This window comes from Sandaracinobacter sp. (genome assembly GCF_041909755.1).
In the GTDB taxonomy this organism is placed as follows: domain Bacteria; phylum Pseudomonadota; class Alphaproteobacteria; order Sphingomonadales; family Sphingomonadaceae; genus Sandaracinobacteroides.
In genome coordinates this window covers 1-1,989 of record NZ_JAYRCW010000165.1, presented here as the reverse complement: position 1 = coordinate 1,989, position 1,989 = coordinate 1, and the positions used below count along the sequence as shown (strand labels likewise).

Genomic DNA, 1,989 nt, shown 5'->3' with positions numbered 1-1,989 from the left:
CAGATCGGCTTGCGCGAAAGTCTGGGTCAGCGCTTCGGGAGACAGCGGGATGTCCTTGGCGATCTGCGCGCCCGGCGCGGCGGGGCCATAGGCGACGCCATCGACGACGAAGTAGATCGAGCCGGAGTTGCCGGTGCGGAAGACTGCAGCGGTTTCCAGCGGCGGCACGGCATAACGTTCGCCCGCGTCGAGGATCTTCTCGAACAGGACCGTGCCGTCGGCGGCGTTCACCCGAACCCAGGACGGGCGCACGGCCAGAACCTCGACGCCTTCCTTGGCATCGGCGATGACCTGCACGTCGCTGCCGACCGCCTGGTCGATGGCGGCGTCGACGGAATCGGTTTCGGCCACTTGCGCCAGCACGCCGGTATCGCGCGGGTTGATCGCGGCAATGGGCCCATCGCGCGAGGTCAGGACCGGCACGTCCAGCGCCTGCGGACGATACAGGCGGTCCAGCACGTCATCGGTCGCGGTGCCTTCGGCGCTGGCGACGGCCTCGGCTGCCGGTTCGGCCGGGCGCGTGGCCACGACGTTCGGCGCGGTTGCCCCGGCATTCGCCAGCGGGTCGATCTGGGCCACCACGGTCGGCGCCTCGTCGACCGGGGCCAGTTGCACACGCTGCACTTCCTGCAAGACGGACCAGCCGCCATAGCCGATGGCGCCGATCAGCGCGACCAGCACGGCGATGGAGCCAAGCGCTCCGGGCTCGATATGCGAGAAGATCGCCTCGCCGCGCGGGATGAAGCTGGCGTTCGGGTCGCCCAGCGGATCGGAAAATTCCGACCGCGCCCGCGCTTTGACGATCTGCTGTGGGGAAGCGGCGGCGGAAAGCCCGTGCGAAACCTGGTAGCCGGCCTCGGCGCAGAAACGCTCGAAGGCCCATTCCGGGTCCATCGCCAGGTAACGGGCGTAAGAGCGGACATAGCCCGCCACGAAACCGGGGGTCTCGAAGGCCGAAAGGTCGGCATTCTCGATGGCGGCGATGTAGGTGGCCTTGATCTTCAGCTCGCGCTGGACATCCAGCAGCGATTTCCCAAGCGTGGCCCTTTCGCCGCGCATGAGATCACCAAGACGCAACTCGAAGTCATCAAAGCCCTTTGGCTTGTCTTCTTCGGTTGTCGAAGGTTTCGACCTCCAACCGATCATCAGCGCCCTGTCCCCTTGGTGCACTACTCAAGCGTGGCCGCCTTCCCCAGCGACTCACATGTGTTCTATTCGCGAAAGCCTATCACAGGACAAGGGCTTTTCCACGGGCCAAGCCGCTTTAGGCGACCTGTTCGGCGCGATTCAGCGCACAATGTGCCCAGAGCTTGTCCATCGCCCGAACCAGCGCCTCGATCTCGCCCGTGTCATGCACCGGCGAGGGGGTGAAGCGCAGCCGTTCCGTCCCGCGCGGAACGGTCGGGAAGTTGATCGGCTGGACATAGATGCCGTGGTCTTCCAGAAGCATGTCCGACAGCATCTTGCAGTGCACCGGGTTGCCGACATGGACCGGCACGATATGGCTGCCGTGGTCGATGATCGGCAGGCCCATCGCCTTGAGCCGGGTCTTCAGGATCTTCGCCTGGGCCTGGTGCTTCTCGCGCAGGGCGCGGCCACCCTCCCCCTTCAGGAAGCGCACGGAGGCCGCGGCTCCCGCCGCCACGGCGGGAGGCAGCGAGGTGGTGAAGATGAACCCCGGCGCATAAGAGCGCACCGCGTCCACCATCCGCGCCGAGGCAGCGATATAGCCACCGAAGACGCCGAAAGCCTTGGCCAGCGTGCCGTTGACGATGTCGATCCGGTGCATCTGCCCGTCACGCTCGGCCACGCCCGCCCCACGGGGACCATACATGCCGACGGCGTGAACCTCGTCCAGGTAGGTCAGCGCGTCGAATTCGGCCGCGAGGTCACAGATTTCGCGGATTGGGCCGAAGTCACCGTCCATCGAATAGATCGATTCGAAGGCGATCAGCTTCGGCGCCGCCGGATCGTCCTTTTCCAAAAGCT

Annotated in this window: 2 protein-coding genes; both read right to left on the bottom strand. The window is 65.9% G+C overall.

The features are described from left to right. The coding region (locus ACE3O8_RS13465; RefSeq protein WP_374390559.1) for a helix-turn-helix domain-containing protein at nucleotides 1-1,170 on the bottom strand (1,170 nt) is incomplete at its 3' end. 94 nt (nucleotides 1,171-1,264) lie between these two features. Next, nucleotides 1,265-1,989: 5-aminolevulinate synthase (gene hemA, locus ACE3O8_RS13460; protein ID WP_374390557.1), on the bottom strand; the 725-nt coding region annotated here is incomplete at its 5' end.